This window comes from Erwinia phyllosphaerae (genome assembly GCF_019132875.1).
Classification (GTDB): domain Bacteria; phylum Pseudomonadota; class Gammaproteobacteria; order Enterobacterales; family Enterobacteriaceae; genus Erwinia; species Erwinia phyllosphaerae.
Map to the genome: position 1 here is coordinate 25,813 of NZ_JAHSPF010000017.1, position 26,573 is coordinate 52,385.

General features: G+C 54.8%; 23 protein-coding genes and 1 pseudogene. 17 read left to right on the forward strand and 7 right to left on the reverse strand.

Features of this window, described 5'->3' with window-relative positions; translation table 11 throughout:
* The first annotated feature begins 313 nt into the window (after positions 1-313).
* The gene (locus KUE00_RS20905) at positions 314-1,174 is read left to right on the forward strand and encodes a carboxylate/amino acid/amine transporter (RefSeq protein WP_246762202.1); all 861 of its coding nucleotides are present in this window, start codon (positions 314-316) and stop codon (positions 1,172-1,174) included.
* A gap of 83 nt (positions 1,175-1,257) precedes the next feature.
* Here the strand turns inward: KUE00_RS20905 and KUE00_RS20910 are convergent, their stop codons facing one another.
* From KUE00_RS20910 to metR, 3 genes are all read right to left on the reverse strand, one after another.
* The gene (locus KUE00_RS20910) at positions 1,258-1,866 is read right to left on the reverse strand and encodes a hypothetical protein (RefSeq protein WP_246762204.1); all 609 of its coding nucleotides are present in this window, start codon (positions 1,864-1,866) and stop codon (positions 1,258-1,260) included.
* 449 nt (positions 1,867-2,315) lie between these two features.
* Positions 2,316-2,792, reverse strand: coding sequence for a YehS family protein (locus KUE00_RS20915; RefSeq protein ID WP_246762206.1), 477 nt, complete (start codon positions 2,790-2,792; stop codon positions 2,316-2,318).
* A 140-nt stretch (positions 2,793-2,932) separates the two neighbouring features.
* Positions 2,933-3,874 carry an HTH-type transcriptional regulator MetR gene (gene metR, locus KUE00_RS20920; RefSeq protein WP_246762207.1) on the reverse strand — a complete coding sequence of 314 codons (942 nt, stop codon included), beginning with the start codon at positions 3,872-3,874 and terminating at the stop codon, positions 2,933-2,935.
* A 135-nt stretch (positions 3,875-4,009) separates the two neighbouring features.
* Between metR and metE the strand changes: the two genes are divergently transcribed.
* Positions 4,010-6,280 (forward strand): 5-methyltetrahydropteroyltriglutamate--homocysteine S-methyltransferase, encoded by a 2,271-nt coding sequence (metE, locus tag KUE00_RS20925; RefSeq protein WP_246762209.1) that lies wholly within the window; start codon positions 4,010-4,012, stop codon positions 6,278-6,280.
* A gap of 183 nt (positions 6,281-6,463) precedes the next feature.
* On the opposite strand, the gene KUE00_RS20930 is transcribed toward metE, so the two are convergent.
* On the reverse strand, positions 6,464-7,285 hold the full coding sequence (locus KUE00_RS20930) for a dienelactone hydrolase family protein (RefSeq protein ID WP_246762211.1): 822 nt from the start codon (positions 7,283-7,285) through the stop codon (positions 6,464-6,466).
* A 261-nt stretch (positions 7,286-7,546) separates the two neighbouring features.
* Here KUE00_RS20930 and udp point away from each other — a divergent pair, with 261 nt between their 5' ends.
* From udp to tatD, 9 genes and pseudogenes are all read left to right on the forward strand, one after another.
* Complete coding sequence (udp, locus tag KUE00_RS20935) at positions 7,547-8,308, forward strand: uridine phosphorylase (protein ID WP_246762212.1); 762 nt, start codon at positions 7,547-7,549, stop codon at positions 8,306-8,308.
* 95 nt (positions 8,309-8,403) lie between these two features.
* On the forward strand, positions 8,404-9,906 hold the full coding sequence (gene rmuC / locus KUE00_RS20940) for a DNA recombination protein RmuC (protein WP_246762214.1): 1,503 nt from the start codon (positions 8,404-8,406) through the stop codon (positions 9,904-9,906).
* A 74-nt stretch (positions 9,907-9,980) separates the two neighbouring features.
* Positions 9,981-10,736 (forward strand): bifunctional demethylmenaquinone methyltransferase/2-methoxy-6-polyprenyl-1,4-benzoquinol methylase UbiE, encoded by a 756-nt coding sequence (gene ubiE / locus KUE00_RS20945; protein ID WP_246762216.1) that lies wholly within the window; start codon positions 9,981-9,983, stop codon positions 10,734-10,736.
* Between the two features lie 12 nt (positions 10,737-10,748).
* Complete coding sequence (gene ubiJ / locus KUE00_RS20950) at positions 10,749-11,354, forward strand: ubiquinone biosynthesis protein UbiJ (protein WP_246762218.1); 606 nt, start codon at positions 10,749-10,751, stop codon at positions 11,352-11,354.
* Positions 11,351-12,988, forward strand: coding sequence for a ubiquinone biosynthesis regulatory protein kinase UbiB (ubiB, locus tag KUE00_RS20955; RefSeq protein WP_246762220.1), 1,638 nt, complete (start codon positions 11,351-11,353; stop codon positions 12,986-12,988). The genes ubiJ and ubiB overlap by 4 nt, the downstream gene beginning before the upstream one ends.
* 97 nt (positions 12,989-13,085) lie before the next feature.
* Positions 13,086-13,331 (forward strand): twin-arginine translocase TatA/TatE family subunit, encoded by a 246-nt coding sequence (gene tatA, locus KUE00_RS20960; RefSeq protein ID WP_246762221.1) that lies wholly within the window; start codon positions 13,086-13,088, stop codon positions 13,329-13,331.
* 3 nt (positions 13,332-13,334) lie between these two features.
* A pseudogene (gene tatB, locus KUE00_RS20965) lies at positions 13,335-13,937 on the forward strand (Sec-independent protein translocase protein TatB); the annotation flags it as partial.
* Between the two features lie 263 nt (positions 13,938-14,200).
* Complete coding sequence (gene tatC, locus KUE00_RS20970; protein ID WP_246762223.1) at positions 14,201-14,959, forward strand: Sec-independent protein translocase subunit TatC; 759 nt, start codon at positions 14,201-14,203, stop codon at positions 14,957-14,959.
* Positions 14,960-15,035: 76 nt separating this feature from the next.
* On the forward strand, positions 15,036-15,818 hold the full coding sequence (gene tatD, locus KUE00_RS20975) for a 3'-5' ssDNA/RNA exonuclease TatD (RefSeq protein ID WP_246762225.1): 783 nt from the start codon (positions 15,036-15,038) through the stop codon (positions 15,816-15,818).
* A 16-nt stretch (positions 15,819-15,834) separates the two neighbouring features.
* On the opposite strand, the gene rfaH is transcribed toward tatD, so the two are convergent.
* A complete protein-coding gene (gene rfaH, locus KUE00_RS20980) occupies positions 15,835-16,323 on the reverse strand; it encodes a transcription/translation regulatory transformer protein RfaH (protein ID WP_246762262.1) in 489 nt (162 codons plus the stop codon).
* Between the two features lie 256 nt (positions 16,324-16,579).
* Here rfaH and ubiD point away from each other — a divergent pair, with 256 nt between their 5' ends.
* Positions 16,580-18,073: a 4-hydroxy-3-polyprenylbenzoate decarboxylase gene (gene ubiD / locus KUE00_RS20985; protein ID WP_246762264.1), complete on the forward strand. Its 1,494-nt coding sequence runs from the start codon at positions 16,580-16,582 to the stop codon at positions 18,071-18,073.
* Positions 18,074-18,094: 21 nt separating this feature from the next.
* Positions 18,095-18,796 (forward strand): NAD(P)H-flavin reductase, encoded by a 702-nt coding sequence (gene fre / locus KUE00_RS20990; RefSeq protein WP_246762266.1) that lies wholly within the window; start codon positions 18,095-18,097, stop codon positions 18,794-18,796.
* Positions 18,797-18,833: 37 nt separating this feature from the next.
* On the opposite strand, the gene fadA is transcribed toward fre, so the two are convergent.
* Entirely contained in the window at positions 18,834-19,997 is a 1,164-nt protein-coding gene (fadA, locus tag KUE00_RS20995) for an acetyl-CoA C-acyltransferase FadA (protein ID WP_246762268.1), read from the reverse strand.
* An 11-nt stretch (positions 19,998-20,008) separates the two neighbouring features.
* Complete coding sequence (gene fadB / locus KUE00_RS21000) at positions 20,009-22,192, reverse strand: fatty acid oxidation complex subunit alpha FadB (protein ID WP_246762272.1); 2,184 nt, start codon at positions 22,190-22,192, stop codon at positions 20,009-20,011.
* Between the two features lie 179 nt (positions 22,193-22,371).
* Here fadB and pepQ point away from each other — a divergent pair, with 179 nt between their 5' ends.
* Genes pepQ through hemG form a run of 4 tightly spaced genes read left to right on the forward strand, consistent with a single transcriptional unit; the run spans position 22,372 to position 26,348 of the window.
* Positions 22,372-23,703, forward strand: a complete 1,332-nt coding sequence (pepQ, locus tag KUE00_RS21005) for a Xaa-Pro dipeptidase (protein ID WP_246762282.1) — start codon at positions 22,372-22,374, stop codon at positions 23,701-23,703.
* The gene (locus KUE00_RS21010; RefSeq protein ID WP_246762274.1) at positions 23,703-24,314 is read left to right on the forward strand and encodes an IMPACT family protein; all 612 of its coding nucleotides are present in this window, start codon (positions 23,703-23,705) and stop codon (positions 24,312-24,314) included. The genes pepQ and KUE00_RS21010 overlap by 1 nt, the downstream gene beginning before the upstream one ends.
* A 30-nt stretch (positions 24,315-24,344) precedes the next feature.
* Entirely contained in the window at positions 24,345-25,796 is a 1,452-nt protein-coding gene (gene trkH, locus KUE00_RS21015) for a Trk system potassium transporter TrkH (protein ID WP_246762276.1), read from the forward strand.
* Positions 25,797-25,811: 15 nt separating this feature from the next.
* Positions 25,812-26,348 carry a menaquinone-dependent protoporphyrinogen IX dehydrogenase gene (gene hemG / locus KUE00_RS21020; RefSeq protein ID WP_246762278.1) on the forward strand — a complete coding sequence of 179 codons (537 nt, stop codon included), beginning with the start codon at positions 25,812-25,814 and terminating at the stop codon, positions 26,346-26,348.
* The last annotated feature ends 225 nt before the right edge of the window (positions 26,349-26,573 follow it).

The window sequence follows — 26,573 nt, forward strand, 5'->3', positions numbered from 1 at the left end:
ACTATCTTCTCTTTAGACTTAGCCTGATTCAGGGTGGCGCGAGCGTAAAAGAAAACGGGCCGGCATGCTGTGAAGGAGGGCGCAAAGTATTCTCTTTTATGAGAATCAAAGCGAATTATGTGGCGCGCTTCTCTGAATCTGTTTTTAAAGCGTAAACAGCCTGGCAAATTCAAATACATCGGAAATAACAATTTAAAGCGTGCGTAAAAGATGTTCGTTAGCTTGCTAATCGCTCAGATGTAAACCAGATATTTTCCTGCCGTTGGACGAACTTCGCTACACTACGCCCACTTTTCATTGCAGAGTTTTTATCGTGATTTTACTGATTATCACCACCGTACTGTGGGCCTTTTCATTTAGCCTGATAGGTGAATACCTTGCAGGCCAGGTAGATAGCGTGTTTTCGGTGCTGATTCGCCTGCTGCTTGCCGCCGTAGTATTTTTACCTTTCCTGCGCTGGCGCGGTTATCGACTTTCTACGCTGTTGCTCTATATGGCAGTAGGCGCCCTGCAACTGGGCATTATGTACCTTATTAGCTTCCAGGCTTATCTGTATCTTAGCGTTTCAGAACTGCTGCTGTTTACGGTAATGACGCCGCTCTATATCACTCTGATTTACGATCTGATGAGCGGTCGTGGCGTACGGCCTGGCTATGCCCTGAGCGCACTGCTGGCTGTAGCGGGTGCCGCTATTATTCGCTATGACAAAGTCAGCGATCATTTTTGGTTTGGTTTGCTGCTGGTGCAGCTGGCCAATATCTGCTTTGCCGTTGGCATGGTCGGCTATAAGCGCCTGCAGGAAACGCGGCCTATGCCGCAGCACGCTGCTTTTTCATGGTTTTATCTTGGCGCGGCCATCGTAGCGGTTATTGCCTGGTTCCTGTGGGGAAATCCGCAAAAATTACCCACCACCACGCTTCAGTGGGGAATTTTGATCTGGCTGGGCGTAGTAGCTTCCGGGCTGGGTTATTTTATGTGGAACTATGGCGCTACGCAGGTTGATGCCGGCACGCTGGGAATAATGAACAATATGCATGTTCCTGCCGGACTGTTGGTCAACCTGGCGATATGGCAGCAGCAGCCGCACTGGCCAAGTTTTATTATTGGGGCAGCGGTAATTTTTGCCTCGTTATGGGTGCACAAGCGCTGGGTATTACACAAACCTTCCCGGTAAGAAGGTAATAAAAGCCCCTCAGGTCTGATTTAATGACGTACGGTAAAGACTGGCTGGGCATTTCTGCTCAGCCAGTACATCATTTAGCGCACCGCAGCGGTCAACGTCTTTAATTGCGAAGTCTCTACCCAGCCAATCGTGCTTTTGCCGTTATCGTTTACGAACTGCACCTGCGACCAGTTCTCTTTTTTGGCGATAATACCAACTACATCATTTTTAATGATCCAGACTTTCTTCCCACCATCAGCAGCAGGCGATTTATGCAGATAGACTTTTTCTGCTGCGGCCTGTGCCAGTGTTTGCCACTGGGTTTCCAGACCGCGCGTAAATTCAATACCTGTTGCTACATCAGGCGGTAGCAGATTCATGCAGCCCGGCTGTTGCTGACCCTGAGGCAGAGTTAGCATAACACCGCTATCGGTTCCACTAAGCTTGCCCGGATAATCCTGTGCGGAATGTGCACTGATGGTTGCTTCGCCTACGGACTGCCTGCTGCCGTGTAGTGTAAAAATACAGGTCTGACTAGCGTTATCGCCCATTGAGTCAGCATAGTAGCCAGTCACTTCACCAGATGAGGAGACGGCCAGCTTCAGTTGTTCATAGACGCCTGACTTTAACGCGTGGTCTTCAGCGTAGGCATTGAGGCTAATTAAAAGAGTAGTAACAACAAAAAATGGAAAATTGAATTTCATGCGTGACCTCTGTTCAGGCTTTCATACATATGTTTCATTTGCTGGTCATAGTTCCCAAAATCACTTCCATTGTAGTGATATACTCCGGCAGACAGCTCGTCTGGCTGCACTAGTCCCAGGCGCCCGCTAAAGCATTTTACGATGAACGCCGCTCTCTGTTATTTTTTCGCGATTCTGCCTGTGCTTTTTTCCTTATAGCAATAAGGAAGTGCTGAGTGGGGAAGCATATTTTATTCAGGTGGGATTTCGAAATCAGTGTCTTTCAAAAGCAATTTCAAGCAAATTCATTTTATTGCTGGGAAGGTGATTTTACTGCCGCAGCAATTAATCTTTTGAAGATTTTTCCGCCTGTTTATATCCTTTGTGTAATTATTTTCAGTTGATATTAAACTTATAGAATCATGTTCCCGGCATGGTGCATAATCCCATACCGAAAACATTCTTTCTAACTATACCTTGCCAGGTGCCGGACGCAGTTTCATCGTCAGACCCTTCAGAAAGTTTCTTAAAATCTGGTCGCCGCATTCGCGATAGTTTTTATGTCCCGGCTTGCGGAAAATCGCGCCAATTTCAGACTGCCCAACGGCAAAATCGGCCAGCTTTAGAATATCCAGAATATCGGTAGTTTTTAAATCAAAAGCGATACGCAGCTTTTTAATAATAATATTGTTGGTCATTTTGCGCTCGATAGAGGGTTCTGGCGCATCCTCGCTCTTACCACGACGTTTAAAAATCAGGCCGTTCAAAAAGTAGCCCATAATCACGTCCGGACAGGCGCGAAAGCCTGCTTCATCTTCCTTTTTCAGAAAGGTTTGCATCTCGGCCTCAGTGACTTCGCTTTCTGCCAGCGCAAGGATGGCAACCATCTGGGCATCGCTCAGGTTCAGCATGTAGCGCACGCTGCGCAGTACGTCGTTATTGGTCATAAAAATCTCATCAGGTCAGAATCGTTGCGCGCATTATAGAGACAAATGACTTTGGATACAGGAATACCGCCAGCAGAAGCTGACGGACGGGTTAGCAAACGATTGGCTACAAGGCTATGAGCGTCGACAGGTAAGCCTGTTCAGGAGTGGGCCAGAGAAACCAGCGGCGGCGTACCGGGTGCCGAAGCATCTTTAACGCGCGGCAGATGTTCGCAGGCGTGCTGGCAAGCAGAGCGGATAAAGGCTTCCGTTACCGGCTGGCGCTGTTCGCCATCGCGCACGGCGGCGTATAAGCGGCTCCATAATCCCTTGCCAAGCGTTTTTGTTACCACCAGCCCCTGATGTTCAAAGCTTTCTACTACCCAGTGCGGCAGAGCGGCAATGCCCATTCCTGCAGAGACCATCTGAATAAGCAGCAGCGTATTGTCCACGCTTTTCAGCGCCGGGCTGACGTTAGCAGGCTGCAAAAAGTGCCGCCAGATATCAAGCCGCTGCCGCTGCACCGGATAAATCATCAGCACCTCATGCGCTAAGTCTTCCGGTGAAATATGCTCCACCTTTGCCAGCGGATGATCGGGAGCCAGCACCAGGCGCACTTCAAAATCGAACATGGGCGAATAGAACAGTCCGCTACGCGGCAGGATATCGGAAGTCAGTACCACGTCCAGCTCACCTTGCTGCAGCGCAGGCTGCGGATCGAACGTCACGCCGGATTTAAAATCCATCATCACCTGCGGCCAGACCTGGCGAAAATTATTCAGTGCGGGCGTCAGCCACTGAATGCAGCTGTGGCATTCAATCGCGATACGCAACGTGGTCTGGTGCGGCTCATGGCAAGCCTGCAGCGCATGCTGAATTTGCGGCAATATCTGCTCGGCCAGCTGTAACAGGATTTCTCCCTGCGGCGTAAAACGCAGCGGCTGGCTTTTTCGCACGAACAGACGGAAGCCCAGACGCTGTTCCAGGTCGCTGAACTGGTGGGATAACGCCGACTGCGTCTGATGCAGCTGCGCGGCGGCGGCGGCCAGCGAACCGGTGTTGCGCAGCGCTTGCAGCGTCCGCAGGTGTTTGAGTTCGATCATGAGAGTCCTTCACATCGACAATGAACAATTTGCGCTTGTGGTCACTACAGTACCTGCGGATTATAGATGTGTAAACATCTGGACGGCTAAAAGCCCGATTACCAGGGCAACGGCCGGTAACTGAGGAAAGCACTGATGACTATTTTAAACCATACGCTCGGTTTCCCACGCGTCGGCCTGCGCCGCGAACTGAAAAAAGCTCAGGAGAGCTACTGGGCAGGCAACAGTACGCAGGAAGAGCTGCTGAAAGTTGGCCGCGAGCTGCGTGCCCGCCACTGGGAACAGCAGAAACAGGCGGGCGTGGACTACGTGCCGGCTGGTGATTTCGCCTGGTACGATCATGTTCTGGCAACCAGCCTGCTGCTCGGCAACGTGCCTGCGCGACATCAAAATAAAGATGGCGTTGTCGATCTGGATACCTTGTTCCGCCTGGGCCGAGGCCGTGCGCCAACCGGCGAGCCTGCAGCCGCCGCCGAAATGACCAAGTGGTTTAACACTAACTATCACTACATGGTGCCGGAATTCGTTAAAGGCCAGCAGTTTAAGCTGAGCTGGACGCAGATTCTGGATGAGGTAGACGAAGCGCTGGCGCTGGGCCATAAAGTAAAACCCGTCCTGCTTGGCCCGGTGACTTATCTGTGGCTGGGCAAAGTAAAAGGCGAACAGTTTGACCGCCTTAGCCTGTTAAAAGAAATCCTGCCGGTTTATCAGCAGGTGCTGGCCGAGCTGGCAAAGCGCGATATTGAATGGGTGCAGATTGATGAACCTGCGCTGGTGCTGGAGCTTCCGCAGGAATGGCTGGATGCGTATAAACCGGCTTACGACGCGTTACAGGGACAGAGCAAACTGTTGCTGACGACCTATTTTGACAGCGTCGGTACCAGCCTCGAAACTATCGTAAAGCTGCCGGTGCAGGGTTTGCACGTCGACCTGGTGCACGGTAAAGATGATATCGCCGCGCTGAACGCCAAAGTGCCTGCCAGCTGGCTGCTGTCGGTAGGCGTTATCAATGGTCGTAACGTCTGGCGTGCCGATCTGAACAGCTGGTTTACCCGCCTGCAGCCGTTGGTGGGCAAGCGTCAGCAGCTATGGATCGGCTCTTCCTGCTCGCTGCTGCATAGCCCAATCGATCTCAACGCCGAAACCCGTCTGGATGAGGAAGTAAAAAGCTGGTTCGCCTTTGCGCTGCAAAAATGTCAGGAGCTGGCGCTGCTGAGTACGGCGCTGAACAATAACGATCCGCAAGCGCTGGAAGCCTGGAGCGCGCCAGTCCGTGCCCGTCGTGAATCGACCCGCGTTCATAATCCAGCGGTCAGTAAGCGTCTGGCTGCGATTACGGCAAAAGACAGCGAGCGCAGCAGCAGCTATAGAGTGCGTGCCGAAGCCCAGCGTCAGCGCTTCCAACTGCCTGCCTGGCCCACCACGACCATTGGCTCTTTCCCGCAGACCACTGAAATTCGCGGCCTGCGGCTGGACTTCAGGCAGGGCCGTCTGGACAGCAGCAATTATCGCACCGGCATCGCTGGACATATCAAACAGGCGATCGTCGAACAGGAGCGTCTGGGCCTGGACGTGCTGGTGCACGGCGAAGCTGAACGTAACGACATGGTGGAATATTTTGGTGAAAACCTGGACGGCTTTGCCTTTACCCAAAACGGCTGGGTGCAGAGCTATGGCTCCCGCTGCGTCAAGCCGCCGGTTATCATTGGCGACGTCAGCCGTCCGCAGCCCATTACCGTTGAATGGGCGAAATATGCACAATCACTGACCGACAAACCTGTTAAAGGCATGTTGACCGGCCCGGTCACTATTCTTTGCTGGTCTTTCCCTCGTGAAGACGTTTCCCGCGAAACTATCGCGAAGCAAATTGCCCTGGCGCTGCGTGATGAAGTCGAGGATCTGGAAAAAGCGGGCATCGGCATTATCCAGATTGATGAGCCAGCGCTGCGCGAAGGGCTACCGCTGCGCCAATCTGACTGGGCCGACTATCTGCAATGGGCCGTGGAGGCGTTCCGCCTGAACGCTGCCGTAGCGCGGGACGATACCCAGATTCATACGCATATGTGTTACTGCGAGTTCAACGACATTATGGACTCGATCGCCGCGCTGGATGCCGATGTGATCACCATCGAGACTTCGCGTTCGGATATGGAGCTGCTGGAATCGTTTGAAGATTTTGACTATCCCAACGAAATTGGGCCGGGCGTTTACGATATTCACTCGCCGAACGTTCCGAGCGTGGAATGGATAGAGGCGCTGCTGCTGAAAGCAGCGAAGCGTATTCCGGTAGAGCGTTTATGGGTCAATCCGGATTGCGGTCTGAAAACGCGCGGCTGGACGGAAACGCGGCAGGCGCTGGCAAACATGGTGGAAGCCGCCCGTCAGCTGCGTAAAACCATCGCCTGAGCTTAATCTTGCGGTGGTATCGGGGCGCGCTGCGCCCCTTAAACTGCTGACAAATTTACACGGTCAGTGCGTTGCGGCATTTTTTGCAGGGACACCGTAGCCTCCGCAGCTGTTCACTGGCCTGAATGCGACCTGATGTTTGCACATGGGTTTGTCAACATTCCCCTGGGCGTGCTGCGCCTCTTATTTAACCTCGTGCTGCCGGAACCAGGCCAGCATGCGCTGCCAGCCATCTTTGGCGGACTCTTCATGATAGCTGGGGCGATAGTCGGCGTTAAAAGCGTGTCCGGCATCCGGGTAAACGATAATTTCCGCCGTTGAGTTCGCCGCACGCAGCGACTGGCGCATCGTCTCAATACTTTCCTGCGGGATACTTTCATCCAGGCCGCCGTAAAGCCCCAATACCGGCGCGTTCAGTTCGGTAGCAATATCCACCGGGTGCTTTTGCTGCTGCATGGTTTTGTCGCCCACCAGCTTGCCATACCAGGCAACGCCCGCTTTCAGCTGTGGATTATGGGCGGCATATAGCCAGGTAATCCGGCCGCCCCAGCAGAAACCGGTGATGCCCATATTGCGCATATCGCCGCCGTGGCGCGACGCCCAGTTTGCTACGTGATCGAGATCGGCCAGCACCTGCGTATCCGGAACTTTGCTGACTAACTCTGTAAACAGGGTAGGAATATCGTTGTAGTCGTTGGGATCGCCCTGACGGAAATAAAGCTCCGGCGCAACGGCCAGATAGCCTTCCGTAGCCAGACGGCGGCAGATATCGCGAATATGCTCGTGCACGCCAAAAATTTCCTGTACTACCAGAATGACCGGCAGCGGGCCGCTGGCATTACGCGGTTTGGCATGAAAAGCGGGCATATTTTCGCCCTGAGTCGGGATGGAGGTTTCTCCGGAAATAATATCAACGCTGTCGGTAACGATGGTGGTTGCGGCGGCAGGTGAAACCGCAGGAGCGAATCCACCACGGCTTTGAGTCTGATTATCGTCGGTTTTCATGGTCTCTCCGTGCATGCAGTAGCGCAATCAGCTAACTATAGCCAGGATTACGTTGCGGGCAGATGAAGTCTGTTTGCCATTCTTAAACGGCGGCGCAGCGCTAACCGCCTGAAAAAGGCTTTTGTGTGATCAAACTCACTATTTAATAAGTTCCAAATGTAATTTTCATTGTTCGTGGTGAAGCTACTCACACAATTGTGGGCCGATTTACGCTACTGTAGACGTTTTTCCCCTATCGATTTTCCGTCACAGGAGTTTGCCATGGCACAGTCAGACGTTTTTCACCTGGGTTTAACCCGAGCCGATCTTCAGGGCGCGACCCTCGCCATCGTGCCGGGCGATCCGGAACGAGTAAAAAAAATCGCCGCGTTGATGGATAATGCGGTACATCTGGCTTCACATCGCGAATTCACCACCTGGCGCGCTGAAATTGACGGCAAAGCGGTAATCGTTTGCTCAACCGGCATCGGTGGCCCTTCTACTTCTATCGCTGTTGAAGAGCTGGCGCAGCTGGGCGTACGTACCTTTCTGCGCGTAGGCACCACGGGCGCAATCCAGCCGGGAATCAACGTTGGTGACGTGCTGGTGACCACAGGCTCCGTACGCCTGGACGGCGCAAGCCTGCACTTTGCGCCGCTGGAGTTCCCGGCCGTAGCTGATTTCACCTGCACCACCGCGCTGGTAGAAGCGGCTAAAGCTGCAGGCGCCACCACGCATATTGGCGTAACGGCCTCTTCCGATACCTTCTATCCGGGACAGGAACGTTACGACACCTATTCGGGTCGCGTTGTCAGCCGTTTCCAGAACTCCATGAAAGAGTGGCAGCAGATGGGCGTGCTCAATTATGAGATGGAATCCGCCACCCTGCTGACGATGTGCGCCAGCCAGGGACTGCGTGCCGGTATGGTTGCTGGCGTTATCGTTAACCGTACCCAGCAAGAGATTCCGGATGCGGAAACCATGAAGAAAACGGAAAGCGATGCGGTACGTATCGTGGTTGATGCCGCGCGTCGCCTGATCTAGCCCACCCAAACGTGGAGCATCACGCTTTTTAGCTCGACATTCCCCTGGCGCGACCTTACCTTTTCAGCCAGTGAAGGTTGTGCAGGAGAAAGCGAGTGGATGCAACAATAGGTTACGGCATCATCACCGGTCTGGCAGGTTTGCTGACTGGCTGGGGTGTCGCCTGGTATCAGAGTCAGCAGCGTGCGGCGCGTCAGGAAACGGAGCGCCGGCTGCTGCTGCAATCCACTGAACAGCTTCGTCAGGATCGCGACAGGCTGGCGCAACAGCTCACAAGCCAGCAGCAGACGCAGCAACAGCAGGAGCGGGAACTGCGCCAGCTGCATGGTGTCTCTGCCGCCGCGCAGGAAAAACTCACCCAGCTTGACCACTGGCGTAGCGAAGCCACCCAGCTCAACAACGAACTGCGTAACCAGCTGGAGATCAACAGCGCTCAGGAAGCCGAACTGCGCGAGGTCACTATTCGGCTGGAAGAGAGCAGGCTGGCGGCGGAAGAGAAGCAGCGTCTGCTGATCAACAGCGAGCAGCGCCTTAACGCGCAGTTTGAAAATCTTGCCAACCGTATCTTCGAAAACAGCAACCGTCGTGTTGATGAACAGAACCGTCAGAGCCTGGACGGTCTGCTTTCCCCGCTGCGTGAACAGCTGGATGGTTTTCGCCGCCAGGTGCAGGAAGGCTTTGGCCAGGAAGCGCGGGAGCGCCACACGCTATCGCATGAAATCCGCAGTTTACAGCAGCTCAATGCCCAGATGGCGCAGGAAGCGATCAACCTGACCAAAGCGCTGAAAGGCGACAATAAAATGCAGGGCAACTGGGGCGAAGTGGTGCTCAGCCGCGTGCTGGAAGCCTCCGGCCTGCGCGAAGGCCATGAGTACGAAACCCAGGTCAATATTCAGCTGGAGCAAAACGGCCGCATGCAGCCGGACGTTATCGTGCGCTTGCCGCAGGGAAAAGATGTGGTGATCGACGCTAAAATGACGCTGGTGGCCTACGAGCGCTATTTCAACGGCGAAGATGAGGTCACGCGCGAAGCGGCGGTTAGCGAACATATCGCCTCCGTTCGCAGCCACATTCGCCTGCTGAGCCGTAAAGATTATCAACAATTGCCGGGTTTACGCTCGCTGGATTATGTGTTGATGTTTATCCCGGTGGAACCCGCTTTCCTGGTGGCTATCGACAGGCAGCCGGAGCTGATTAACGAGGCGCTAAGCCAGAATATCATGCTGGTTAGCCCCACGACGCTGCTGGTCGCGTTGCGCACCATTAACAATCTGTGGCGCTACGAGCACCAGAGCCGCCATGCACAGCGCATCGCTGACCGGGCGGCCAGGCTGTATGACAAAATGCGCCTGTTTGTCGACGATATGTCGGCGATGGGACAAAACCTGGATAAAGCGCAGGAAAGCTATCGCCAGGCGATGAAAAAGCTGGCGGAAGGGCGGGGCAACCTGATAGCGCAGGCCGAAGGCTTCCGTCAGATGGGCGTGCCCATCAAGCGGCCAATCAATCCCCATCTGGTAGAGCAGGCGCTGCCGGATACGCCAGAGGCGGAAGAAGAAGCGCTGGCGGCGGCGAATATCCATCGCGTTAATGAATAACCCGCAAGGCAGTGCCTGGCCTGCGGGACTCTGATACACTTGGCAGATAACTGATTGCAGAGCAGGCAAAACAAATGGCAGATGAATCAAAGGACACCACCCATTTTGGCTTTCGCACCGTAGCGAAAAGCGACAAGGCTGAAATGGTGGCTGATGTTTTCCATTCCGTTGCGGCCAAATATGACCTGATGAACGACCTGATGTCGTTCGGCATCCACCGTGTCTGGAAACGTTTTACTATCGACTGTAGCGGCGTACGTCGCGGGCAGCGCGTACTGGATCTGGCTGGTGGTACCGGCGATCTGACCGCAAAATTTTCCCGCCTGGTTGGCGAAACCGGCGAAGTGGTGCTGGCCGACATCAACAGCTCAATGCTGAAAGTGGGCCGCGAAAAACTGCGCAACAACGGTATTATCGGCAACGTGAATTACGTGCAGGCGAATGCAGAAGCCCTGCCGTTCCCCGATAACCACTTCGACTGCATCACCATTGCTTTCGGCCTGCGTAACGTCACCGAAAAAGAGAAGGCGCTGGCCTCCATGTTCCGCGTACTGAAGCCGGGCGGACGTTTGCTGGTGCTGGAGTTTTCTAAACCGCTGCTGGAACCGTTAAGCAAAGCCTACGACGCTTACTCTTTCCACATTCTGCCGCGTATTGGTGAGCTGGTGGCGAAAGATTCCGAAAGCTATCGCTATCTGGCCGAGTCGATTCGTATGCATCCGGATCAGGATACGCTGAAGCAGATGATGGAAGATGTCGGTTTTGAAAACACTACCTATCACAATCTTACCGGTGGCATCGTTGCGCTACACCGCGGATTCAAGTTTTAAACAGGATAGCGAATGACCTTAACGCCGCTGTTAACCGCAGGGCTGGAAACGGCGCTCAACCAGATTCTCTATCGCGATCGCGGTCTGAAAGCGGCGCGTCAGCGTCTGAACGGCAAAAGCCTTACCGTTGAGCTGGCCGAGCTAAAACAGCCGCTGATTTTTATCTTCAGCGACACGCAGGTCGACGTGTTGGGCGACTGGAACGATACGCCGGACTGCAAAGTAAAAACCCGCGTGGGGACGCTGCGTAAACTGCGCGATCGCCAGCAGTTGACCAGCTTGATCCGCAGCGGCGAGCTGGAAGTTGAAGGCGATTTGCAGGTTGTGCAGCAGTTTTCCGCGCTTCTTGACCTGGCCGAACTCGATCCCGCTGAGTATCTCGCGCCCTGGACTGGCGATATTGCCGCCCAGGGCATTAGCCAGGCGGCACGTCGCGGCCTGCAGTTTTTCCGCGGCGACTTCAGCCGCAAGCAAAGCTATCTGAGCCAGGCATTAACGGAAGAGTGGCGTCTGGCCCCTGGCGGCCTGGAGCTGGCCTGGTTCAGTGAAGAAGTTGATGCCGCCGCGCGCGAACTGGATGCGCTGGAAACCCGTCTTAACCAACTGGAGGGCAAATGACCCTCGGAGAAATACGTCGTCTCTACTTCATTATCCGCATCTTTCTTAGCTACGGTCTTGATGAGCTCATCCCCAAAACCCGGCTGGCGTTGCCGCTGCGGCTATGGCGTAAGTCACTGTTCTGGATGCCCAACCTGCATAAAGATCGCCCGCTGGGCGAGCGCATCCGTCTGGCGATGGAGCAGCTGGGCCCGGTGTGGATTAAATTTGGCCAGATGATGTCCACGCGCCGCGACCTTTTTCCGCCGCATATCGCCGATCAGCTGGCGATGCTGCAGGACAAAGTGGCGCCTTTCGATGGCGTTCTGGCAAAACAGCAAATTGAGCTGTCGCTTGGCCGCAAGGTTGAAACGCTGTTTGATGATTTTATGATTAAGCCGCTCGCTTCCGCTTCTATCGCTCAGGTTCATACCGCGACGCTGAAAGAGAACGGCAAGGAAGTGGTGATCAAAGTTATTCGCCCGGATATTTTGCCGGTCATAAAAGCGGATATGAAGCTGATCAACCGCATGGCGGCCTGGGTACCGCGCCTGTTGCCTGATGGTCGCCGTTTGCGCCCGCAGGAAGTCGTCGCTGACTATGAAAAAACGCTGATTGACGAGCTTAATCTGCTGCGCGAAGCGGCCAATGCTATACAGCTGCGCCGCAACTTTGACAGCAGCAAGATGCTCTACGTACCGGAAATCTATTCGGACTACTGTAGCGAAACCATGCTGGTCATGGAGCGCATTTACGGTATTCCTATTTCCGACGTGGTGCAGCTTGAACAGCATGGCGTCAATATGAAGCTGCTGGCCGAGCGTGGCGTACAGGTATTCTTTACCCAGGTTTTTCGCGACAGTTTCTTCCATGCCGATATGCATCCCGGCAATATTTTTGTCAGCTATGACCATCCGGAAGATCCGCAATATATCGGCATCGACTGCGGTATCGTCGGTTCACTGAACAAAGAAGATAAGCGCTATCTGGCAGAGAACTTTATCGCCTTTTTTAATCGCGATTACCGCAGGGTAGCGGAGCTGCACGTCGATTCCGGCTGGGTGCCGCCGGATACCAACGTGGAAGATTTTGAGTTCGCTATCCGTACCGTATGTGAACCTATCTTTGAGAAACCGCTGGCGGAAATCTCTTTCGGGCACGTCTTGCTGAATCTGTTTAACACCGCGCGCCGCTTCAATATGGAAGTGCAGCCGCAGCTGGTGCTGCTGCAAAAAACGCTGCTGTATGTAGAGGGCGTAGGGCGGCAGCTCTATCCACAGCTCGATTTGTGGAAAACCGCCAAGCCGTTCCTGGAAGACTGGATTAAAGACCAGATCGGTATTCCTGCTATCGTCCGCGCGCTGAAAGAGAAAGCGCCGTTCTGGGCGGAAAAACTGCCGGAGCTGCCGGAGCTGTTTTATGAAAGCATGAAACACCACAAGCATTTGAAGCACAGCGTCGATAAGCTTGCGCATGACCTGAGAAGCGATCGGACGCGGCATCATCAGTCACACTATCTGTTTGGCATTGGTGCCACGCTGCTGTTAAGCGGCACGGCTATTTTGCTGAGCAGGCCGCAGTGGGATTTGCTGTCGGCCGTTATGGTCGCTGGCGGACTGGTGAGCTGGCTGGTGGGCTGGCGTAAAACTGGCTAACCGTCATAAAAGGTAAAGAAGGCTGGCGAGGCTTTGCGCGGCGCCAGCCCGCTTATATACTGCGAAATCCGCATTAACCGATTACAGAGGCAATAACATGGGCGGTATAAGTATCTGGAAGTTATTGATTATTGTCGTACTTGTTTTTTTGATCTTCGGCTCTAAAAAATTGCGCCACCTTGGCTCCGACCTGGGCGCATCGCTCAAGGGCTTCAAGAAAGCGATGAGCGACGATGACGAGAAAGAAAAAAATCACGCTAATGATGCTGACTTCCACGCCACTCTGGCCGAAAAACAGCAGGCAGAAGCTAAGAAAGAAGACATTAAGAACGACAAGGTGTAAGCCGTGTTCGACATAGGTTTTAGTGAACTGATTCTGGTGTTTGTGATCGGGCTGGTGGTATTAGGCCCGCAGCGTTTGCCCGTGGCGGTAAAAACGGTCGTTGGCTGGATGCGCGCGCTGCGTTCGCTGGCGGCTAACGTGCAAAACGAGCTGGCGCAGGAACTGAAGCTGCAGGAGCTGCAGGACAGCCTGAAGAAGGTGGAAGAGGCGAGCAAAAACAGCCTGACCCCTGAACTGAAAGCTTCCATGGAAGAGCTGAAGCAGTCTGCCGAATCGATGAAGCGCTCTTATCTGGGCGATCATGAGAAAGCCGACGACGAAGCAAACACCATTCATAACCCGCTGGTAAAAAACGCGCAGGATTCTCACGAAGGCGTGACGCCTGCGGCTGCCGATCATCTGGCAACCGCACCGGCGCAGGCGCCTTCTGGCGAGGCTGATAAAGCAGCGGCTGTTTCAGCAGCAGAGACGCCGGTGGTGCACGTCTCTCCGGCAGCCAGTGAACCCGCTGCGGCTCCGGCATCTGATGCCAGCAAGCAGACTCCAGCGGCTGCTGGCGGTGCACAGACTCCAGTGGGCGAAACATCGGCATCTGATGCCAGCAAGCAGACTCCAGCGGCCGCTGGTGGTACGCAGGCTCCAGTGAGCGCAACACCGGCATCTGATGCCAGCAAGCCGATTCCAGCGGCCGCAACGCCAGCCTCTGTTGCCAGCACATCCGCTCCTGCTACCGCAGCACCCGCTGATGGCGCACGGGCCGCAACGCCAACACCTGCTACCGCAACGCAGGCTCCAGCCGCCGCACAGGATGACGCGCCGCTTTCCAGCCGTGCGCCAGTTTCCACTCAGCAACAGGATGAACGCTAAACATGGCTGTTGAAGATACCCAACCACTGATCAGCCACTTAATTGAGCTTCGCAAACGGCTGCTGAACTGCATTATTGCCGTGCTGGCTATCTTTCTGTGCCTGGCCTTTTTCGCTAACGACATCTATCAGATGGTTTCTGCGCCGCTGATTAAACAGATGCCGGCCGGAGCCAGCATGATTGCCACCGACGTGGCTTCGCCCTTCTTTGCGCCGGTCAAGCTGACCATGATCGTTTCGGTGTTTCTTGCCGTGCCGGTCATCCTCTACCAGATTTGGGCCTTTGTCGCGCCAGCGCTCTATCGGCACGAACGCAGGCTGGTCGTACCGCTGCTGATTTCCAGTTCATTCCTATTCTATATAGGCATGGCTTTCGCCTACTTTGTTGTCTTTCCGTTGGCCTTTGGCTTCTTTGCCAAAACCGCACCGCAAGGCGTACAGATCGCTACCGATATCAACAACTATCTCGATTTTGTGATGACGTTGTTTATGGCTTTCGGTATCTCTTTTGAAGTGCCGATCGCTATCGTGCTGCTGTGCTGGACGGGCGTAACGACACCGGAAGAGCTGAAAAAGAAGCGCCCTTACGTGCTGGTCGGTGCTTTTATCGTCGGCATGCTGCTGACGCCACCGGATGTGCTTTCGCAGACGCTGCTGGCTATTCCGATGTACTGCCTGTTTGAAGTCGGCGTCTTCTTCTCGCGCTTCTATACGGGACTGCGCCGTGAGGACAACGAACACGAAGAAACCGAATCGGAGTAGTCGCGAGCGCGTGCCGCTGTCGGTTTCCAGTTTAATAATAACCGCCCGAAAGGGCGGTTACTGTTTGGAACAAGCTATGTTTGATATTGGGGTTAACCTGACCAGCACGCAATTCGCAAAAGATCGCGATCGGGTAGTAAAACATGCCGTTGACGCTGGCGTTACCGGCATTCTGATTACCGGCACAAACGCGCTTGAAAGCCAGCAGGCGCAAAGCCTGGCGAAACGTCGGCCGGGCTACTGCTGGTCTACCGCAGGCGTACATCCGCATCATGCCAGCGAATGGTCAGCGGAGACCTCAGCCACTTTAAAAAGGCTGGCGGAAAGCCCGGAAGTCGTCGCGATTGGTGAATGCGGGCTGGATTTTAATCGTAATATCTGCGGGCCTGAGCAGCAGGCTTATGCATTTAACGCGCAGCTGGCGCTGGCTGCCGATCTTCAGCTTCCCGTCTTTCTTCACTGCCGCGAGGCGCACGACCGTTTTCTGGAAATATTACAGCCGTGGCTGCCAAAGCTGCCCGGCGCGGTAGTGCACTGCTTTACCGGTAATAAAGCAGAACTGGAAGCCTGTCTGGCGGCCGGACTCTATATCGGCATTACGGGATGGGTGTGCGACGAGCGTCGCGGGACAGAACTGCGGGAACTGATGCCGCTGATTCCGGCTAACCGGCTTTTAGTGGAAACCGATGCGCCTTACCTGATACCGCGCGACATGCGGCCACGGCCAGCTTCCCGACGCAACGAGCCGTGCTTTTTACCGCACATTATTGAACAGGTTGCGCTGTTACGCGGTGAGGAAGCTACGACGCTGGCGCAACAGTGCGATAGCAACGCCCGCGAACTGTTCCGCCTGAATTAACCAATGACGGGCAGCGTCAAAGCTTTTGAAACTGCCTGTTGTCCAGACTGCGAACAATCTGCTTGTTTAGCAGATTCAGCAGCAGCATAGAGCGCGCTTCGCCATCCGGCTCGGTAAAAATCGCCTTTAACCCCTCAAAAGCGCCATCGGTAATCAACACTCTGTCGCCAGGCTGAGGCAGCTCAGGGTCGGGCAGCGTCGCGGTCGGCTGCGACTGCAAAGCCTCAATCACATCCTGCGGCACGGTGGCCGGCAGGTTGCCAAAGCGAACAAAATGACTGACGCCGCGCGTTGCGCTGATGGTCGTGGTATGAATCGCTTCCGGATCGAACTCAATAAACAGATAGTTCGGGAACAGCGGCTCATTCACCTGAGTACGCTTGCCGCGTACCAGTTTCTCTAAGGCAATCATGGGGCTGAGGCAATGTACCGCCTGACGCTCAAGATGCTCTTTTGCGCGAATAAGCTGGCCACGTTTGCAATAAAGTAAATACCAGGATTCCATAACGTCACTTTGCAATTACAGGGTCGTTAAGAATAGCAAAAATCATGTGAGAGTTATAGCGACACGGGGGCGTGATGCGCGTTGGAAGGATTAGACGTAATATAAAGCGGTAACAGGCAATTTTTAATGACTGTAGTTATCAGCGGACCGATCGGGAATTTTCATCACCTTGTCCGGAGCCTGCCGCGAAAAACTAAGCACGCGCCTTTAATCCTCCCTATAATGGCCGATTCACTGACCGTACTGATGAGAAGTCATGAAATACCACGATCTACGCGACTTCCTTTCCCTGCTGGAGCAGCGTGGGGAATTAAAACGCATTACGCAAGAGATCGATCCCGATCTTGAAATGACCGAAATTGCCGACCGCACCCTGCGCGCTGGCGGCCCGGCGCTGCTGTTTGAAAATCCGAAAGGCTACAGCATGCCGGTACTTTGCAACCTGTTCGGCACGCCGGATCGCGTCGCGCTGGGCATGGGCCAGGAAGATGTTAAGGCGCTGCGTGAAGTAGGCCGCCTGCTGGCTTTTCTGAAAGAGCCGGAACCGCCGCGCGGCTTTCGCGACTTTTTTGACAAAATGCCGCAGTGGAAGCAGGTGCTTAACATGCCGACCAAACGTCTGCGTGATGCGCCGTGCCAGCAACAGATCTGGCAGGGAGATGAGGTCGACCTGACGCGTATTCCGGTAATGAAGTGCTGGCCGGAAGATGCCGCGCCGCTCATTACCTGGGGTTTGACGGTCACGCGCGGGCCGCACAAAGAGCGGCAGAATCTGGGCATCTATCGCCAGCAGGTAATTGGTAAAAACAAGCTGATTATGCGCTGGCTGTCGCATCGCGGCGGCGCGCTGGATTTCCAGGAGTGGTCGCAGCAGCATCCGGGTGAACGCTTCCCGGTTTCCGTTGCGCTGGGTGCCGATCCCGCTACCATCCTTGGTGCCGTAACGCCGGTGCCGGATACGCTTTCTGAATATGCCTTTGCGGGTCTGCTGCGCGGCACGAAATCGGAAGTCGTGAAATGTATCTCTAACGATCTGGAAGTGCCGGCCAGCGCGGAAATCGTGCTGGAAGGCTATATCGAAGCGGGCGAGGTCGCGCCGGAAGGGCCGTATGGCGATCACACCGGCTACTATAATGAAATAGACAACTTCCCGGTCTTTACCGTGACGCACATTACGCAGCGTCGCGACGCTATTTATCATTCCACCTATACCGGGCGGCCGCCGGATGAACCCGCGGTACTGGGCGTGGCGCTGAACGAAGTCTTTGTGCCGATCCTGCAAAAGCAATTCCCGGAAATTGTCGATTTTTACCTGCCGCCGGAAGGTTGCTCCTATCGTTTAGCGGTTGTGACCATGAAAAAACAGTATGCGGGTCACGCGAAACGGGTAATGATGGGCGTTTGGTCTTTTTTACGGCAGTTTATGTATACCAAATTTGTTATTGTCTGTGACGACGACGTTAACGCACGTGACTGGAACGACGTCATCTGGGCAATCACGACGCGAATGGATCCGGCCAGAGATACCGTGCTGGTTGAGAACACGCCAATTGACTATCTGGACTTCGCGTCACCGGTTTCCGGGCTGGGTTCCAAAATGGGCCTGGACGCAACCAATAAGTGGCCGGGAGAAACCCAACGTGAGTGGGGCCGTCCCATCCGCAAAGATCCGGCCGTTACCGCGCGTATAGACGCGTTATGGGATGAGCTGGATATCTTCAGCGAGACGCGTAAAAACGCGGGCAAATAATCGATCCGACAGAGGGAACGCATGACAACGTTAAGCTGTAAAGTGATCTCGGTAGAAGCGATAACCGATACCGTATACCGGGTTCGTATGGTACCTGAAGCCGATTTCAGTTTCCGCGCCGGTCAGTATCTGATGGTGGTGATGGACGAGCGCGACAAGCGTCCGTTCTCGCTGGCTTCCACGCCGATGGAAAAAGATATTATTGAGCTGCATATCGGTGCTTCAGAACTCAACCTCTATGCGATGGCGGTAATGGAGCGGATTCAGGAACAGCGCACGATTAGCGTTGATATCCCGCATGGCGACGCCTGGCTGCGTGAAGAGAGCGATCGTCCGCTGATTTTAATCGCGGGCGGTACCGGCTTCTCCTACGCGCGTTCAATTTTGCTGACGGCGCTGGCGCAGCAGCCGGATCGCCATATCGAACTGTACTGGGGCGGACGCGAGCTGAAGCACCTTTACGATATGCCCGAGCTGGAAGCGCTGGCGGTTAAGCATCCTAACCTGCACATCATTCCCGTGGTGGAACAGCCTGAACCAGGCTGGGAAGGGCGCAGTGGGACGGTGTTGACGGCCGTTATGAATGACCACAGCGATCTGAGCGGACATGAAATCTATATCGCAGGCCGTTTTGAAATGGCTAAAATCGCGCGCGAGCGTTTTTGCGCCGAGCGTAATGCGAAAGAAGACCAGATGTTTGGCGACGCCTTCGCCTTTATCTGATCTTGCTACGGGGCAGCCTGTGCTGCCCCGGTCAGTATCAAACCCGTTCAAAAATGGTTGCGATGCCCTGTCCCAGACCAATACACATGGTCGCCAGACCGAACTGCGCATCGCGTCTTTCCATCAGGTTTAGCAGCGTAGTGCTGATTCGCGCGCCGGAACAGCCGAGCGGGTGACCCAACGCAATCGCGCCGCCGTTAAGATTCACTTTATTATCCAGCTCGTCCATCAAGCCCAGATCTTTAATGCACGGCAGTACCTGTGCGGCGAAGGCTTCGTTCATTTCAAACAAATCGATATCGCTGACGGCAAGTCCGGCTTTTTTTAGCGCAAGCCGTGATGCCGGCACCGGGCCGTAGCCCATAATGGAAGGATCGCAGCCAACCACCGCCATCGACTTAACGCGTGCCCGAATCTTCAGGCCCAGCTCGCGCGCGCGTGATTCGCTCATCAGCAGCATCGCCGCTGCGCCATCGGAAAGTGCCGAGGAGCTGCCTGCCGTCACCGTGCCGTTGACCGGGTCGAAGGCTGGTTTCAACGCTGCCAGAGCCGCAACGGTGGTTTCAGGCCGAATGACTTCATCAATATCATAGCGTTTCAGCACGCCGTCGCTGTCGTGTCCGCTGGTCGCCACAATCTCTGCAGCAAAGTGGCCAGCCTGCGTGGCGGCCCAGGCACGTTGATGCGAGCGGGCGGCAAACTCATCCTGCATTTCCCGGCTAATCTGATGCATGCGCGCCAGCATCTCTGCGGTCAGGCCCATCATGCCTGCGGCTCTGGCGACGGTTTTGCCCAGCCCCTGATGAAAATCCACGCCGTGATTCATTGGCACATGGCCCATGTGCTCAACGCCGCCGATCAGGCAGGCGCTGGCATCGCCAACCATAATCATGCGTGCGGCATCGTGCAGTGCCTGCATAGAAGACCCACACAGGCGATTCACGGTGGTGGCCGGAACCCGGTGAGGGATCTCCGCCAGCAAAGCCGCGTTGCGCGCAATATTAAAACCCTGCTCCAGCGTTTGCTGCACGCAGCCCCAGTAAATATCATCCAGATTTTCTGCCGCCAGCGCGGGGTTACGGCTCAACAGCGAACGCATCAAATGCGCCGAGAGATCTTCGGCCCGAACATGGCGAAACGCGCCGCCTTTGGAGCGGCCCATCGGCGTGCGGATGGCATCAACGACAACAACTTTTTCCATTTCTCTTCTCCTCACGCCGTTTTCAGCACGGCATCGGCTGGTTTTGCCAGGGGATACCAGCTTTCACTACGCTGCGCTTTTTCCTGCAGGCTGTCGGGAAGCTGGTAAAGTGGGCCGAGCGCGACAAAGGGCTCCGCCTGGCTGGCAAAGCGGGCGCTGCCAAGGGTGTCCAGATGGCGAAAAACGCCGCCGCGAAACGGTGGGAAACCCAGTCCGTAGACCAGCGCCATATCCGCTTCGGCCGGCGAGGCGATAATTTTCTCTTCCAGGCAAAGTACGACCTCGTTCACCATTGGGATCATCATGCGGGCAATAATCTCTTCATCGCTGAAGGCACGCGGCGGCTTGCTTACGCTCTGCAACAGTTTTTCTGTTTCCGGGTCGACAGTTTTCTTCGGCTTGCCTTTCGCATCCTTTTCCCAGCGGTAGAAACCGAGCTGGTTTTTCTGCCCGAACCGTTTCGCTTCAAACAACACATCAATAGCGTCGCGGTAATCTTTCTTCATTCTTTCCGGGAAACCGTCGGCCATCACGCTTTGTGCATGATGCGCGGTATCGATGCCGACAACGTCCAGCAGCCAGGCCGGGCCCATCGGCCAGCCAAAAGTTTTCTCCATAACCTTATCGATCTGGCGATAGTCTGCGCCGTCTCGCAGCAGCAAACTAAATCCGGCAAAGTAGGGGAAGAGCACGCGGTTGACGAAGAAACCGGGGCAGTCGTTGACTACGATAGGCGTTTTACCCATTTTGCTGGCCCAGGCCACGACTTTTGCCAGCGTGGCGTCCGAGGTTTTTTCACCACGGATCACCTCGACCAACGGCATGCGATGAACCGGGTTAAAAAAGTGCATGCCGCAGAAGTTTTCCGGGCGCTGCAATGCATGAGCAAGCTGGCTGATAGGGATGGTTGAGGTATTGGAAGCCAGGATGGCATCCTGATGAAGATGTTGCTCAGTCTCGGCCAGCACGGCCGCTTTAACGGTTGGGTTCTCTACCACGGCTTCGACCACGATATCGGCGCGTTCAAAACCTTCGTAGCTCAGCGAAGGATGAATAGCGGCGATAACGCCTGCCAGCTGCATAGCGTCAATTTTTCCGCGCTCCAGCTGTTTATTAAGAAGAGTCGCCGCTTCGGTCATCCCCAGATCCAGTGAATTCTGCTGGATATCCTTCATTAATACCGGCACGCCTTTGCTGGCCGCCTGGTAAGCGATTCCGCCCCCCATAATGCCTGCGCCCAGTACGCCAGCCTGCTGTGGCGGCGTTACGTTCTGCGCCAGCTTTTTCGCTTTTGCTTTGATCGCCTGATCGTTAAGGAAAATGCCGACCAGTGCACGAGCTTCAGCAGAACGAGCCAGCGGAACAAAAGCGGCCGTCTCCAGTTTTAACGCTTCATCACGGCCCAGACCGGCGGCGGCCTCAACGGTTTTTACCGCCGTCAGCGGCGCAGGATAATGTTTTCCGGCCGTTTGCAGAACCACCCCTTTGGCGGTGGTGAAGCTCATCATCGCTTCGATTTTACTGAGCTTCAGCGGGGCCAGCTTAGGCTGACGGCGTTCGCGCCACGGCTGTTTGCCGCTGATGGCCTCATGCAGGATAGCTATGCCCGCAGCGCGAAGCTTATCGGCAGTAACCACGGCATCCACCAGGCCAAGCGCCAGCGCTTTCTGTGCGTCAACATCTTTGCCCGCGGCGATAATTTCCAGCGCGCTGTCGGCACCTAACAGGCGAGGCAGGCGAACGGAACCGCCAAAGCCCGGCATAATGCCCAGCTTCGTTTCCGGCAGGCCGATGCGCGCGTCCGGCGTGGCAATCCGAAAATCCGTTGCCAGAATACATTCGCAGCCGCCGCCCAGCGCGTAGCCCTGGACCGCAGAGAGCGTGGGAACAGGTAAATCTTCAAGCCGGTTAAATATGCCGTTGGCGTAGTTGAGCCATTCCGTCAGTTTTTCTTCTGGCGCGGCAAACAATGATAAAAATTCGGTGATGTCCGCCCCGACGATAAAGGCGGGTTTACGCGAGCTGATAAGCACCGCTTTCAAATCAGGGAGCTGTTCAAGCACGGCAATTGCTTCGCCGAGGCTGGCCACGGTTTGCGTATCCAGCTTGTTGACTGAACCAGGCGCATCGAAAACCAGTTCGGCAATGTCGTTTTCCAGCCAGTTCAGAGTCAGGGTGTCGCTTTGGTAAAGCATTCTTTTCTCCTGCTGCCGCGCTAAAGGGATCTGGTCATACCAGATGATCGAGAGTGTGGAGTTGATGTTAATTATTTGCAAACGAGAGTTTGATTATTTGCAAACAAGATCACAGGCGCGGCAAAAGAGGATGGCCGTGATAAGATGCGCTCAATTTCGTGATTAACGGAGGCAAAGTGATGGACTCGTTGAGCGCCCTTTATCAGCAGCATCTCAGCACGCTACAGACGCGCGCGCAGCAGGTGCTGGCCCGCTTCAAGCTGGATGCCATGCTGATCCATTCCGGCGAACTGTTGACGGTTTTCCTGGATGACCACGACTACCCGTTCAAAGTAAATCCGCAGTTTAAAGCCTGGCTACCGGTAACCAGCGTGCCTAACTGCTGGCTATGGGTGGATGGCGTTAATAAGCCGAAACTCTGGTTCTATTCGCCGGTGGATTACTGGCACAACGTCGAGCCACTGCCGCAAAGTTTCTGGACAGAGCATATCGACATCGTAGCGCTGAAAAATGCCGACGATATTGGTCAGCTGTTGCCGCAAGACCGACAAAACGTCGCCTACATCGGACCCGTTGCCGAGCGCGCCGCCAGCCTTTGCATCAAAGCCTCTGCCATTAATCCACAAGGGGTAATCGATTTTCTGCATTACCACCGCTCTTATAAAACCGATTACGAACTTTATTGCATGCGCGAAGCGCAAAAAACGGCGGTGATCGGTCATCGCGCGGCGAAAGAAGCGTTTCTGTCCGGCATGAGCGAGTTCGATATCAACATCGCTTACCTTGCTGCAACCGGCCATCGGGATATCGATGTGCCTTATGGCAATATCGTTGCGCTGAACGAACATGCGGCGGTGCTGCACTACACTAAGCTTGATTACCAGCCGCCAGCGCAGCTGCGCAGCTTCTTACTTGATGCCGGTACGGAATACAACGGCTATGCGGCAGACCTGACGCGCAGCTATGCGGCCGAGGCGGGCAGCGATTACGCGACGCTCATTCAGGATATGAATGAAGAAGAGCTGGCGCTGATCGCCACGCTGAAAGCGGGCGTGCGCTATACCGACTATCATCAACAAATGCATCAGCGGCTGGCTAAGCTGTTGCTGAAGCACCAGCTGGTGAAAGGGCTGAGCGAAGAGGCGATGGTAGCGGAAAACATCACCGGGCCGTTTATGCCGCACGGCGTCGGCCATCCGCTTGGTTTGCAGGTGCATGACGTCGCCGGATTTATGCAGGACGATAGCGGTACACATCTGGCCGCGCCGCAGCAGTATCCTTTTTTACGCTGCACGCGCATTCTGGAGCCGCGTATGGTGGTGACTATCGAGCCTGGCATCTACTTTATTGAGTCACTGCTTGCCCCGTGGCGCGAAGGCAAGTACAGCCAGCATTTTGACTGGTCGCGCATTGAGGCGCTGAAACCCTATGGCGGTATTCGCATTGAAGATAACGTGATTATCCGTGAACAGGGTGTAGAGAACATGACCAGGGATTTGAAGCTGGCCTGATGGACGCATACGACATTCCCGCCGGGCCATTCAGCTTCAGCGAGGAGATCAAGAAAAGCCGCTTTATTACGCTGTTGGCGCACACCGATGGCGTTGCGGCGGCACGCGCTTTTGTACAGCAGGTGAAAAACGAACATCCCGCAGCCAGGCATCACTGCTGGGCGTGGGTTGCAGGCGCGCCTGATGATTCTCAGCAGCTGGGCTTCTCGGATGACGGCGAGCCTTCCGGCACCGCAGGCAAGCCAATGCTGGCGCAGCTAATGGGCAGCCACGTTGGTGAAATAACGGCGGTAGTGGTTCGCTATTACGGCGGCATCCAGCTGGGCACCGGCGGACTGGTTAAAGCTTACGGCGGTGGCGTACAGCAGGCGTTAAAAGCGTTACCCAGGCTGCAAAAAGTGCCGATGCTGACCTTCACGCTTGCCGTGGACTATGCGCAGCTGGCGGAAACGGAAAGAATGGTTAGCCGCTTTCACGGCCAGCTTTTACACAGCGAGTATTTGCAGTCTGTCTCACTGACTCTGGCTCTGCCGCACGCGGAGGTAGAGGGCTTTACGCAAAATCTTACCGATTTCAGCAAAGGGGCGCTGCAGCTGACCCCGCTCGACTAACTTTTATCTTGTCAGGAAAGGAACGGCTCCATGCATTTTCGTGCCATTACCCGCATCGTGGGTTTACTGGTCATTTTATTCTCGGGAACCATGATCGTTCCGGGACTGGTGGCTTTGATCTACCGTGACGGCGCCGGAAGGGCATTTACCCAGACCTTTTTTATGGCGTTACTGATTGGTTCACTGCTGTGGTGGCCAAACCGCAAACAGAAAAGCGAGCTGAAGCCGCGCGAAGGTTTTCTGATTGTGGTGCTGTTCTGGACGGTGTTGGGCAGCGTGGGGGCAATGCCGTTTATCTTTGCTGAGCATCCTAACCTTTCACTAACCGATGCCTTCTTTGAATCGTTTTCCGGTCTGACCACGACGGGCGCAACCACGCTGGTGGGTCTGGATTCGTTACCCAAAGCGATTCTGTTCTATCGTCAAATGCTGCAATGGCTTGGCGGTATGGGGATCATCGTGCTGGCGGTGGCTATCCTGCCAATCCTCGGCGTAGGTGGGATGCAGCTTTACCGCGCGGAAATGCCAGGCCCACTGAAAGATAATAAAATGCGGCCGAGGATTGCCGAAACGGCAAAAACGCTCTGGCTGATTTATGTATTGCTGACGGTCATCTGCGCACTGGCGCTATGGCTGGCGGGTATGCCGCTGTTCGACGCAATCGGGCATAGCTTCTCTACTATAGCGATTGGCGGCTTCTCCACGCATGACGCCAGCATCGGCTATTTCAACAGCCCGACGATTAACACCATCATCGCTATTTTCCTGCTTATCTCCGGCTGTAACTACGGTTTGCACTTCTCGCTGCTTAGCGGGCGCAACCTTCGCGTCTACTGGCGCGATCCGGAATTTCGCATGTTTATTGGCGTGCAGTTCACGCTGGTTATTATCTGTACGCTGGTGCTGTGGTTTCACAATGTCTATCACAGCGGAATGCAGACGCTGAACCAGGCGTTCTTCCAGGTTGTCTCTATGGCGACGACCGCAGGCTTTACCACGGACAGTATTGCGCGCTGGCCGCTCTTTTTGCCGGTGCTGCTGCTATGCTCTGCTTTTATTGGCGGCTGCGCGGGATCGACGGGCGGTGGCCTGAAGGTGATCCGCATTCTGCTGCTGTTTAAACAAGGTTCGCGCGAGCTAAAGCGTCTGGTGCATCCCAATGCGGTTTACACCATTAAGCTGGGACAGCGAGCGCTGCCGGAGCGGATACTTGAGGCGGTATGGGGATTCTTCTCCGCTTATGCACTGGTGTTTCTGTTGAGCATGCTGGCCATCATCGCCACGGGCGTGGATGACTTCTCGGCCTTTGCTGCCGTTGCCGCAACGCTGAACAATCTGGGGCCGGGCTTAGGGGTAGTAGCGGACAACTTCACTACTATGAATGATACGGCGAAATGGATTTTGATTTTGACGATGCTGTTTGGGCGTCTTGAGGTCTTCACGCTGTTAGTCCTGTTTACGCCGACTTTCTGGCGTGAATAACAAAAGTTGAATCTTATGAAAGCACTTATTCTTTTTTCCAGCCGCGACGGGCAGACTCGTGAAATTGCGGCTTATATAGCTAACCAGCTTAAAGAGCAGCAGGAGTGCGATACGCTTAACATCCTGCATGCCGATAATATTGACTGGGCGAAGTACGATCGCGTGCTGATTGGCGCTTCTATTCGCTATGGTCATTTCCATCCAAAGGTAGATAAGTTCATCAAGCTTCATTTGGATGAATTGCGCAAACGTCCGTCGGGGTTCTTCTCGGTGAACCTGACCGCGCGCAAGCCAGAAAAACGTACGCCGCAAACTAATGCCTATACGCGCAAGTTTCTGCTGACCTCTCCGTGGCAGCCTGACTGCTGCGCCGTCTTTGCCGGTGCGCTGCGTTATCCGCGCTATGGCTTCTTCGATCGCATTATGATCCAGCTTATTATGCGTATGACCGGTGGAGAGACGGATGCCAGCAAGGAAGTGGAGTACACAGATTGGGAACAGGTCGCGCGTTTTGCCCATGAATTTGCTGCATTATCACGCGGTTTGCAGTAAAAACGGACGCTTTGTTGAAAAATACGGCTGTCGGTAATTTATTTGCAATAAACGCTTGTCAGCCGTCGAGAACTCCCTATAATGCGCCTCCATCGACACGGAACAACGGCTTACGAGTCGCCGGATTGAGAGGTTCAGGAAGCTGAACCGCCGGAGAAAAACTTCTCAAAAAGAAGTTGACTCTGAAGGAGGAAAGCGTAAGATACGCCACCTCGCAGTAAGTCG

What these genes read in the sequence shown, in the direction of transcription:
- rfaH (WP_246762262.1), bottom strand. Translation starts at nt 16,323, where the DNA reads ATGGAATCCTGGTATTTACTTTATTGCAAACGTGGCCAGCTTATTCGC.
- tatD (WP_246762225.1), top strand. Translation starts at nt 15,036, where the DNA reads ATGTTTGATATTGGGGTTAACCTGACCAGCACGCAATTCGCAAAAGAT.
- hemG (WP_246762278.1), top strand. Translation starts at nt 25,812, where the DNA reads ATGAAAGCACTTATTCTTTTTTCCAGCCGCGACGGGCAGACTCGTGAA.
- ubiJ (WP_246762218.1), top strand. Translation starts at nt 10,749, where the DNA reads ATGACCTTAACGCCGCTGTTAACCGCAGGGCTGGAAACGGCGCTCAAC.
- ubiE (WP_246762216.1), top strand. Translation starts at nt 9,981, where the DNA reads ATGGCAGATGAATCAAAGGACACCACCCATTTTGGCTTTCGCACCGTA.
- fre (WP_246762266.1), top strand. Translation starts at nt 18,095, where the DNA reads ATGACAACGTTAAGCTGTAAAGTGATCTCGGTAGAAGCGATAACCGAT.
- ubiD (WP_246762264.1), top strand. Translation starts at nt 16,580, where the DNA reads ATGAAATACCACGATCTACGCGACTTCCTTTCCCTGCTGGAGCAGCGT.
- trkH (WP_246762276.1), top strand. Translation starts at nt 24,345, where the DNA reads ATGCATTTTCGTGCCATTACCCGCATCGTGGGTTTACTGGTCATTTTA.
- tatC (WP_246762223.1), top strand. Translation starts at nt 14,201, where the DNA reads ATGGCTGTTGAAGATACCCAACCACTGATCAGCCACTTAATTGAGCTT.
- pepQ (WP_246762282.1), top strand. Translation starts at nt 22,372, where the DNA reads ATGGACTCGTTGAGCGCCCTTTATCAGCAGCATCTCAGCACGCTACAG.
- ubiB (WP_246762220.1), top strand. Translation starts at nt 11,351, where the DNA reads ATGACCCTCGGAGAAATACGTCGTCTCTACTTCATTATCCGCATCTTT.
- udp (WP_246762212.1), top strand. Translation starts at nt 7,547, where the DNA reads ATGGCACAGTCAGACGTTTTTCACCTGGGTTTAACCCGAGCCGATCTT.
- KUE00_RS20910 (WP_246762204.1), bottom strand. Translation starts at nt 1,866, where the DNA reads ATGAAATTCAATTTTCCATTTTTTGTTGTTACTACTCTTTTAATTAGC.
- metE (WP_246762209.1), top strand. Translation starts at nt 4,010, where the DNA reads ATGACTATTTTAAACCATACGCTCGGTTTCCCACGCGTCGGCCTGCGC.
- fadA (WP_246762268.1), bottom strand. Translation starts at nt 19,997, where the DNA reads ATGGAAAAAGTTGTTGTCGTTGATGCCATCCGCACGCCGATGGGCCGC.
- KUE00_RS21010 (WP_246762274.1), top strand. Translation starts at nt 23,703, where the DNA reads ATGGACGCATACGACATTCCCGCCGGGCCATTCAGCTTCAGCGAGGAG.
- tatA (WP_246762221.1), top strand. Translation starts at nt 13,086, where the DNA reads ATGGGCGGTATAAGTATCTGGAAGTTATTGATTATTGTCGTACTTGTT.
- fadB (WP_246762272.1), bottom strand. Translation starts at nt 22,192, where the DNA reads ATGCTTTACCAAAGCGACACCCTGACTCTGAACTGGCTGGAAAACGAC.
- metR (WP_246762207.1), bottom strand. Translation starts at nt 3,874, where the DNA reads ATGATCGAACTCAAACACCTGCGGACGCTGCAAGCGCTGCGCAACACC.
- KUE00_RS20915 (WP_246762206.1), bottom strand. Translation starts at nt 2,792, where the DNA reads ATGACCAATAACGACGTACTGCGCAGCGTGCGCTACATGCTGAACCTG.
- KUE00_RS20930 (WP_246762211.1), bottom strand. Translation starts at nt 7,285, where the DNA reads ATGAAAACCGACGATAATCAGACTCAAAGCCGTGGTGGATTCGCTCCT.